Below are 9,440 nucleotides of genomic sequence, written 5' to 3'. Positions count from 1 at the left end.
TCGTGGTGCGTGTGTGCCGATATCGCGGCGGGTTCTGCACGCTGGGTGTCGGCCGGATCGAGCGGCGGTCGACGACCTGGCCGACTTCTTCGTGACCAATCTCTTACTGTGCAAAAACTTGTCGGGCGACCTGGCTTTCGTCGAGCTCTTGGCCCGCCCACGCGGTAGCGATCTGGCCGCGCATGCCCACCAGCCCCTCCCGTTCGAGCATCTGGTGGACCGGCTGGCGCCGTACCGCGCACGAGCTCGCCAGCCGCTGCCCCGAGTGCTGCTTACCCTCGATCGCATGGGCGGCATCGGCCAGGTCTGAGCACCGGCCAACGTCGTCGTCGCCATGCGGCCAGTCCACCAGACGGTCCACGGCAAGGAATGCGCGGCCGCTCGGCGGCTTCGCCCGCCGAGTCGACCACACCCCATGCTCATCCAAGCCGCCGACCGACTCGAGCAGAGCCGGCACGCACAGTCGCCTTAGCCGCCGCACCACCCCGCATCGACGGGCCGGCTGACCCCAGCCTCAGCAGCCCACGCGTTTCCGGCAAAATTGCCTGGGTTCGATCAACGTGGGCTACGCCAAGGGGGGACCTGTGCCGACGCATCCTGCGGAGGACGCCATTCGAGACCACTGGGAAAGGGCAGCCGATCCCAGCTGTGGCGCCGGGCGCTTGAGGGGGACCCGCCGCAAACCCTTGATCGAGGCACTCGTCGCAGAGCTTGTCCGCGCCGGCATCGACCGCCTCACCATCCACATCGATCACCCGCTCCCGATCCCCGGTGCGTACCAGAACACCGGCAGGTGCTGGGACATCCTTGTGCTCGAAGCGGACATGCCGGTAGCCGCGATCGAAGTCAAGCAGATGCTGGGACCAAGTTTCAGGAACAACATCCGGAACAGGATGGCAGACCTGCTGGCCGAGGGCACCAATGTCGCCAGAGCGTACAACCAGGAGAACCTGCGGGCTTTGAAGCCCGCACTCGGACACCTGTTCCTGCTCGAAGAACGCCCGGAGACGACGAAGCTCGTCCAGCCCCGGGAAAGCGCGCTCAGCACCTTCGCTCCAACTGGACCGCCTGAGTCCCCCGTGCGCATGCTCCGCGACTTCTTCCGGCGGCTGTTACACGACGAGTTGTACGACGCGATCTGCTTCCTGACTTCGACGAGGCCTCCCGACGTGACCGTTCGTGAGCCGGATCCGACGATGGCGTTCGCGATCTTTGCAACACACATCGCGGAGCGCGTCGAAGCCATCCGAAACGCTCGCAGCCAAGGCAACGTCCAAGCGGCGGAGCTCGGGCGCAAACTTGCCGAGCGCGACGATCTGCGTGTCGTCGTCGCCGGTTTGAGCGCAACCGACGCCGGCCGTGTCGCAGTGGACCTCGACGTCATTCACCGTCGCCGCCGAACCGTCGCCGAACTCCGCGACCTGGTCCTGAATCCGGTCACGACGGAGAAGGAAATCCAGAAGATGATCGGCCGGAAATACTGGCTCTTCGGCGGCCAGTACACCGGCGTCCTGGAACGGCGCGACGGCTTCGCTCTCGACCAGCACGACATCCCGCTGGTCTGCGCCGACCGCAGCATCCACATCATCGAGCTGAAACGGCCGGGGCACCGGTTGGTCAAGGCGCAGCGCAACCATCTGATCGTTTCGAACGACGTCCACGAAGCTGTAGGACAATGTATGAACTACCTCCGCGGCATCGACGAACTGGGCGCGGCCATGGAGACGTACCACCGCAACGAGCTCGGACTGGAGTACGACTACCGACGAGCCCGGGGGACGGTGGTCATCGGACACCCCGAGCTCGCCGAGACCGACGGCACCACGCGAGAGCAGGTCGAGCAGACGATCCGCTCGTACAATGCCCACCTGAGCCGGGTCCAGGTGATCACGTTCGCCGACCTGGTCGACAGCGCCGAACGCGCGCTTCGATTCGAGGCCGAAGAACTCTGACCGTGATGCGTCGGTCGTCCGCAGCGCCGATAATCGCGACGTTTCCGAGCTCCGGTAGCGGTCTGCTCCCGCAGGCCTTTGTGACCGTCCTCCTCGCCAAAGCGGGACTGGACTCGCGTCGATCTGAACCGTCTCGACCTGGGACTTGTCATGTCCGCGCAGGCGGGCCCGGCCCGGACATGCTGCGCGGCCTTCGGCGGTGCGTCGTCGCCGTCCCCGTGCAGGCACTGGCCCCAGGCATCCCCAACGCATTCGCGAAGCGGACTTGCGGTCGCGAACGGGTGAGGCTGATCCCAGGATCGGCCTCGCCACTCACGCGCTCGAACGCCTCTTCATTGGAATCAGCCAAACAGCGACACATCAACGTCGCGCGGCAGACCAGAATAACCGACCGCCCGCGGTCGTCGTAGCTGCGCAAGTCCTCGCAAAGCGTCCAGGGGCATAAACTTGTCGGCCTATCCCGGCACTGTCTCTCTGTCCATTGTGGTCTTCTGCCGGTCCGAGGGAGCCCGAGAGCGCACGCCGGGTGCAACGCCTTCTGCGGGATCGCCCCCGGCCACCTTCCGGGACCGCCGTCGGCGACTTCCCGTGGCAACGTTGGTGTAGAGGTCTACCGCTATCTTGATCGACGAGTGCCGGAGCATGCGGGACCGGTCGGCATGTGTTTGGCGATGGCGCCGTCCGCACAGGGGATTTCTTTGCTGCTGCTGGAACAGCTCGACGAGCTCGGCACCGAGTAGCGGGCGAGCACGTTCCACCCACCGTCGCTGGAGATGCTGGCGGAATGGGACGCACTCGACGACGCCCTCGAGCGCGGACGGGTGACCGACCGCATCCAGTTCTGGGAGCACCGCGACCGTCGGCTGGTGGTGGAGTTCTCCTACGAGCTCATCGCCGCGGACACCACTACGCTGTTTCGCCTGCAGTGTCCGCAAAGCACGGTCACCCGGATCCTGCTTCCGAAGCTACGCGCTCTCGGCGGGCACTATCCGCGGCCGGTACCTTGTGGGCACCGACGGCGCGACAGCACGGTGCGGAAGGCGCGGGGCGTACGCCTTTCGGAAACCACGTATCCCGACCGATCCCTCCTGGTGGGAGCCGAGACCCGGACGTCGGAGGTGTTCCCGGGGATGGGGCCGGTCGCCTACGTCTTCGACCCGCGCGAATGGGTGGTCGCCATGCACCTCCCGGATCGCGCGCGACTGGTCTTCCGGGTACCGCCCGAGGAGAAGATACCGGAGTCGGCCGCATCGGTGAACGATCGGCTCCGGCGCCTGCTCGAGCGCACGGATGTCCCGGTGAAAGCGTGTCGCTCTAACAACCCCATCGGCGGGTTCGGCATGAACGCGGGCATCCAGGACGCCCTCACCACGGCGTTGACGGCCGCGTTGCGCGGGGACGACTCCCGGTTGACGAGGTACGCGGAACGCCAACGGCGCGTCACAGAAACCAGGATCAACGCCGATGCCGACGAGAACTAACCGCAGGCTCAACGCCACAATCGCGTCCGCACAGCAGAGCCGTGACGAAGAGCTGCGGCAGGCGACGGTGGATCGGGCAAGGCCAGGGAGTGGCAGTTGCGGTCGTCCATGCTGGAAGAGCGAGCCGTCAGGCTTGGTCCTTCAGCGCGACCTCGTAGGTCTCCAGCCGCAAGGACGCAAGGCCGGTCGCTGAAACGCCTTCGTCCCGGATGCCGGTGGTCCCGGCGGCATTCATGACGGCGTCCATCTGCTCGCGGCTCTCCCACAGCGAGATGATCAGGACCTTTCCGGTATCCGGGGTCCGTCAGCAGGTAGTAGCCCTGGTATCCGGGCATCTTACGAGCGCCAGGCAGCTGCCGCTCGGCGAGCCGGATCGTGTCGTCGATTCCGCCGGTCCCGGCCTGGGCCGTGATCACACGTGCGAACATCGTTTCTCCCTGGGAAATCAAGCAGTCATCGTTCTCAGCCGTTGAATGCTGCCCGCACATCGCGAGTGAAGCCGTCGACGTCGGCGAGCCCGAACGCGATGCGCTGGAGCATGAATCCGTGCAGGAGCGCGAGGACGATTCGGGTCCCCGTGGCGGTGTCGTAGCCCGGGCCGACCAGGCCGGCCATCCGGGACCGCTGGAGTGCTTCACCGATGCGCTGGAGGCTGCCTTCGACTCCCCGGATCGCCCGGCCGTGGAGATCCGGATTGCGCAGGAGCTCGACCCACGACTGGACGGCACACCGGGGCAGCTCCTCCTCGGACACGGTTCCCGTTTCCGAGGCGGACACGTCCGACGGGGTGAAAGTCGCGACAGTTTCTGCGAGATCCGCGATCGTCGGGGGCTCGGGCCGGTCCATCAGCTCGTCGAGGGGCTGGAAAAGCGCTCCGAAGGCCAGCACGGCGACCTCGACGATCAAGTCCTCCTTGCCGGAGAAGTACCGGTAAGAAGCGCCGGTCGACACTCCCGCTTCGGCAGCGATGCCGGGCATCGAAGTCTGGTGGAACCCGTCGCGCGCGAAGCACCTGGCCGCGGCAGCGATGATCACCGTGCGGTTCGACTCTCGGCGCTCCGCGCTGATCTTCGGCACGTCCGTCGGTCCCCTTCTCAAGTGAATCTTCTTTCACTTTACCGCGCCGACCTCCTAAGCAATGTCAGGCACACCACTCTTCAACCGTGAATTTTCATTTACCTTGCATCGGCCACCGAAGCGTCCTACCGTAATAGTAAAGGTCATTCACGGATCTAGGAGGAGTGTCATGAGCACGAAGCTGCGCATCGCGTCATCGCCGCACGAACCCGTCGAGCCACACCAATCCGGCAACCCAATCACCTCCCCAGGTCCTCGACAGGGACGAGCAATGCAGATGACGAGGTCACCCTCGTTGCTTGCCGCGGATGTTTCCCAGACGGCGTCGGACGCCTCGCCTTTCACCGTGGTCTCTCTTCGACGCGATGCCCGGTGCCGCTCGTCTCGCACGGCCACAGATCAACAGGACTTTCCTTCACGGGGCAACGGTCTTGCCGCCGCTGACTTGCGCCGGGAATATACTTTCGGGCAAATATGCTAGACAAACCATCGCAGACGGACTCGGTGCAGCCACACCGCCCATGAATCCGACACCAATCACATCGTTCGCGGCCCTGCTCCGGCATGGCGGATCGCCGACGGTTGAACCCGTTAACCGCTTTCACGGGAGGCGCCTACTGGTTCTCCGGCTCGCTTATCGGCGAACTGCGGTCCCTTCGCATGCACAACGCCGCCGTGCGAACCCGGCGACGGAATCAGATCGTGCGCTCCCTGGCCGCGCGGTCCGGCATGACGCCTGTTCCGCCGCTGGCCCTGCTGAGCATCCCGACCGGGAAACGCGACACGGCGCTCAACTGCCGGCAACACCCATGGTCACTTCACCTGGCTCTTCGCGAGGAGAGTGACCAGTTCCGTGACTCGCTTCTGGTTCTTGAACACATTGCCCGGGTAAGCGTTCGACGGGAAGACACGCGCGAAGGCGTTGACATAGTCTCTCGCCTGGCCGAGAACGCCTTTCAGCACGTCGGAAAAGTCGGTGTCCGGATCGTTGAGGACCTTGTCACCGAGATCACGCATGATCAGGTGAGCGATCACCCGGCGGCCGTGCACCGCAATTCCGGCTCGCACACCCTCGTAAACATGGGCCGAGTAGTCGAGAATCTGGTCGACGCTGCGGACGATCATCACAGCATGGCTGAGCCGGACCGGGTCCGTTCGCGGGTTGAAGAGGGCTCGGTAGACGGACTGGTCGGTGAACAGGCGCGAGACTTCCCGCTTGGCGAGCACCGCGTGGCCGATTCCCGATGCGCACGCGAGGGCGACCGCGGCCTGCCGGAGGTCGATGACGCGCTGCGTCGCTTTGGACCTGGGGATCTCGGCCGAGCGAAGAATATATTCGTAGCCCAGAACGTGCAGCTCACGAACCAGCCGGTGCTGTTCCTTGTCGAGGAACGCGAAATCCTGGCTCGAGACCTCGTTTTGCGTATTGGCGAAGCGGGTGATCTGCTGGGCAAGCCCGTCCTGGTCCTTCGGAACCTCGATGCACCGTACGAGCACGAAGGCCTGGCCGAGGTTCTGTTCGAAGTCGGTTCCCTTGGCCGCGCCGAGGGTGGACACCGTTTGCGCTCCGTTGACGACGCTCGCGCCGGCCAGCGTGAAGTACCCGACGTCGCGGTTAAGGGTGCCGCCGAGACCGACGGTGATCGTCTCGGCGAGGATGGTGATTCCGTTGTTGTAGTACGCGAACAGCTGTGGGGCGTCTTTGACGGTCTGCAAAATGCCGTCGTTGATGTCCGATCGGGGGATCACGACTCGGATGTTGTCGGCGAACAGGTCGCTGCCGTGGTCGGCAAACCAGGACGCGATGTCGACGGCACTGACCCGGCCGTAGAAGATCCGGTGCGGCTCCGCGCCCTTGCCCCAGTCGAGCATCTGCACGTCGAGGCTGATCGAAGTCCGTGGCCGCTCGGCGATCGACCTGAAGAAGTCTGCCTGCGCGAGATGGACGTGCGCGGCCAGAGGCTCGGTGTCCTCGAGGTCGTCGAGTTGCCCGAGCAGCTCGACGATGGGGGCTTTGACGGGGTCGGCCAGCGGCTCACTCGCCGTGGTAGCCGTGACAATGCGGATTTTGGCCCCCGGCTTGGTCAGCAGCGCACCGACCGCGGCGCGCGTTTCCTCCGACGCATGGGCAGGTTTACCGTCCCCCTTCATCCCCAGTATCGATTTGACGCCCTGGAGGAACTTCAGGACGTCCCCCTGCTTCATCGAGCCGGTGCCGTCCTGTCGCCACTTCGACTGAACGAGGACAACGACTTTCGCGGCCGGGTCGACGCCGACGGCGTCAATCCCCTCGTCGAGTTCACCATCGGTGATGTCGACCAGACGTTCCGCGTCATCCGCCGTCCCGAGGACCAGCTGGACAGCGTGGTAGGCGAGGAGACGGGAGAGATTCGCGACGTCGTCGATCCCTGGCTTCCACAACGTCGCCTGATACAGCGACCTGATGTGGGTTTCGATCTGCTTGACGTGAAAAGTGCTCAATCCGGCTCCTTACTCAGCGCCGCGAAGCTTAGCGCAGGAGGCAGGCATCACATGCGACTTCTCTCTCGGGCGCCCGCCCAGGCACGAAGGTCTTCGCAGGTAGTAGGTTCGCTCGTGATCGAGGGGAGCTGACCATGGCACGTCTTCACGTCGGCTGCGCGATGTGGACCCACAAAGTGTGGCCCGGGCGGTTCCTGCCGCAGTCGCTGCCCGCCGGGGAACGGCTGCGGGCCTACGCCGGCTGGTGCAACGCCGTCGAGGGCAACACCACATTCTACGCAACTCCCGCCCGCGACACCGTCATGACCTGGGCACGGCAGACCGGCGACGGCTTCCGGTTCGTCGTCAAGGTGCCCAAGGTTGTCACGCACGAACGGCGGTTCGCCGGGGTCGAGGCCGAGATGCGGGCGTTCCTGAACGCGATCGAACCGCTCGGGGACCGGGCCGTCCTGTGGACCCAGCTGCCCGGCTCGTTCGCCCCCTCGGACGTCGACGCGCTCGGCCGCTTCCTGCGCCGGCTCCCCGCCGACCGGCGGCGCGCCGTGGAAGTGCGGCACCCTTCCTTCTTCACCGACGCCGGTGCGACGTCACTGCTGGAGCGAACTCTGACCGCCGCGGACGCCGAGTGGGTGCCGTTCGACACCACCGTGTTCTTCGGAAAGCCCGCGGTGAGCGAGGCCGAGCAGGACGCCTGGGGCAAGAAACCCCGGCTGCCACGGCGGACGCGCGCGCTGACCGGCCAGCCGGTCGTCCGCTACCTGGGCCGGGACTCGGTCGAGGAGACGGTCGAGGGCTGGCGGCCGTGGACCGAGGTCGTCGCCGGCTGGCTGCGCGAAGGCCGGACGCCGACGGTCTTCCTGCACACCCCCGACAACAACGACGCGCCGGCGCTGGCCCGCCGCTTCCACGACGACGTGCGGGCGCTGGTACCCGGCCTCGAAGCGCTGCCCGAACCGGAGCCGATCGAACCCGCGACGCTGTTCTGAGCGGCGCCGGAAGGCCTACAGCTGGATCGACTTGATCTCGGTGAACTCGTCGAGAGCCCGGTGCCCCATCTCCCGCCCGTTGCCGGACTGTTTGTAGCCGCCGAACGGCGCCAACGGGTTGTAGGCGGCGCCGTTGATGTCGATCTGGCCCGTGCGGATCCTGCGCGCGAAGCGCAGCGCACGGTCGCGGTCCGCCGACCAGACGGCGCCGTGCAGGCCGAACCGGGAGTTGTTCGCGATGCGCACCGCCTCTTCTTCGCCCTGGAACGGGATGATCGACAAGACCGGCCCGAAGATCTCCTCCTGGGCGATGGCCGCGCCGGGATCGACGCCGGCGAACACGGTCGGCAGGACGAAGTGGCCCCGGTCGCACCCGCCGGGCACGTCGGCGCCGCCGGTGACCAGGCGAGCGCCCTCCTTGACACCGGCACGAACGAACGCCCGGACCCGCCGGCGCTGGGCCTCGGACACGAGCGGGCCGAGCTTCGTCTTCGGGTCCATCGGATCGCCGGGGACAAAACCCTCCGCGCAGGCGCGGGCCAGCTCGACGGCCTCCTCCTGGCGGGTGGCCGGGACCAGCATCCGCGTCCACGCCGTGCACGTCTGGCCGCCGTTGAGGTAGGCGTTGGAGACGCCCACCTTCACCGCCGTCGCCAGGTCCGCGTCGTCGAGGACGACGTTCGCGGACTTGCCACCGAGCTCCAGGGTCACCCGTTTCACCGACCGCGCGGCCAGCTCGGCCACCCGGGTCCCGGCCCGCACGGAACCGGTGAACGAGACGACGTCGACGTCCGGGTGGGTGGCCAGCGCCTCGCCCACCACCGGGCCGTATCCGGTGACTAGGTTGAGCACGCCCGGCGGGAACCCGGCCTCGTCGATCGCTTCGAAGAGCGAATAGGCGCTGAGCGGCGCGACCTCACTCGGTTTCACGACGACCGTGCAGCCCGCCGCGAGCGCCGGGACCACCTTGCAGGTGATCTGGTGCAGCGGGTAGTTCCACGGTGTGATGGCCGCGACCACACCGGCGGGTTCGCGCACGACCAGGGAGTTGCCGATTCGCTCCTCCGGCGCCTCCGCTCGCAGCAGGTCGACGCCGGTCGCGACGTCGGTCTGCGGGATCGTGGCCTGGATGCGGGTCGCGATGCGCAGGGGCGTGCCCACGTCTTCGACGATGGTTCGCGCGATCGCATCGGCCCGCTTGGCCAGTCCCGCACCGAGCCGCCGAAGGTGCTCCGCGCGCTCGGCACGGGAGGTCGCCGCCCAGCCGGGAAAGGCGCGGCGGGCCGCCGCGACCGCGCGGGCCACGTCCGTCGCCGTCCCCGCGGGAACCGCCGCCAGGCGTTCCTCCGTCGCCGGGTTCTCGACCGGGATCAGGTCACCGCCGTCCGGGCTCTGCCAGGCGCCGTCGATGTACAGGAAGTTGTGGTGCTCCACGAAAGCTCCTCACCATGCCGGCGACCCGG

General features: G+C 66.7%; 7 protein-coding genes. 3 read left to right on the top strand and 4 right to left on the bottom strand.

Annotated elements, in window-relative coordinates:
• Positions 1-103 precede the first annotated feature (103 nt).
• A complete protein-coding gene (locus tag ACZ61C_RS07040; protein ID WP_465303748.1) occupies positions 104-457 on the bottom strand; it encodes a hypothetical protein in 354 nt (117 codons plus the stop codon).
• Positions 458-686: 229 nt separating this feature from the next.
• On the opposite strand from ACZ61C_RS07040, the gene ACZ61C_RS07035 reads away from it, so the two are divergent.
• The gene (locus ACZ61C_RS07035; RefSeq protein ID WP_465303746.1) at positions 687-1,952 is read left to right on the top strand and encodes a Shedu anti-phage system protein SduA domain-containing protein; all 1,266 of its coding nucleotides are present in this window, start codon (positions 687-689) and stop codon (positions 1,950-1,952) included.
• A gap of 773 nt (positions 1,953-2,725) precedes the next feature.
• The gene (locus ACZ61C_RS07030) at positions 2,726-3,433 is read left to right on the top strand and encodes an FAD-dependent monooxygenase (protein ID WP_465303744.1); all 708 of its coding nucleotides are present in this window, start codon (positions 2,726-2,728) and stop codon (positions 3,431-3,433) included.
• A 462-nt stretch (positions 3,434-3,895) separates the two neighbouring features.
• On the opposite strand, the gene ACZ61C_RS07025 is transcribed toward ACZ61C_RS07030, so the two are convergent.
• Both ACZ61C_RS07025 and ACZ61C_RS07020 read right to left on the bottom strand, forming a co-directional pair.
• On the bottom strand, positions 3,896-4,510 hold the full coding sequence (locus tag ACZ61C_RS07025; protein WP_465303742.1) for a TetR/AcrR family transcriptional regulator: 615 nt from the start codon (positions 4,508-4,510) through the stop codon (positions 3,896-3,898).
• An 813-nt stretch (positions 4,511-5,323) separates the two neighbouring features.
• Complete coding sequence (locus ACZ61C_RS07020) at positions 5,324-6,991, bottom strand: AIPR family protein (RefSeq protein ID WP_465303740.1); 1,668 nt, start codon at positions 6,989-6,991, stop codon at positions 5,324-5,326.
• A 161-nt stretch (positions 6,992-7,152) separates the two neighbouring features.
• On the opposite strand from ACZ61C_RS07020, the gene ACZ61C_RS07015 reads away from it, so the two are divergent.
• Positions 7,153-7,977, top strand: a complete 825-nt coding sequence (locus ACZ61C_RS07015) for a DUF72 domain-containing protein (RefSeq protein WP_465304220.1) — start codon at positions 7,153-7,155, stop codon at positions 7,975-7,977.
• 15 nt (positions 7,978-7,992) lie between these two features.
• Here the strand turns inward: ACZ61C_RS07015 and ACZ61C_RS07010 are convergent, their stop codons facing one another.
• Positions 7,993-9,411 carry an aldehyde dehydrogenase family protein gene (locus ACZ61C_RS07010; RefSeq protein ID WP_465303738.1) on the bottom strand — a complete coding sequence of 473 codons (1,419 nt, stop codon included), beginning with the start codon at positions 9,409-9,411 and terminating at the stop codon, positions 7,993-7,995.
• Between the last annotated feature and the right edge of the window lie 29 nt (positions 9,412-9,440).

The organism is Amycolatopsis sp. NPDC104587, assembly GCF_055583645.1.
The sequence above is the reverse complement of the archived record's forward strand: the minus strand, read 5'-3'. Positions and strand labels throughout refer to the sequence as shown.

Excerpts from the sequence above, each read along its gene's own strand:
- ACZ61C_RS07015 (WP_465304220.1), top strand. The coding sequence starts at position 7,153 with ATGTGGACCCACAAAGTGTGGCCCGGGCGGTTCCTGCCGCAGTCGCTG.
- ACZ61C_RS07030 (WP_465303744.1), top strand. The coding sequence starts at position 2,726 with ATGCTGGCGGAATGGGACGCACTCGACGACGCCCTCGAGCGCGGACGG.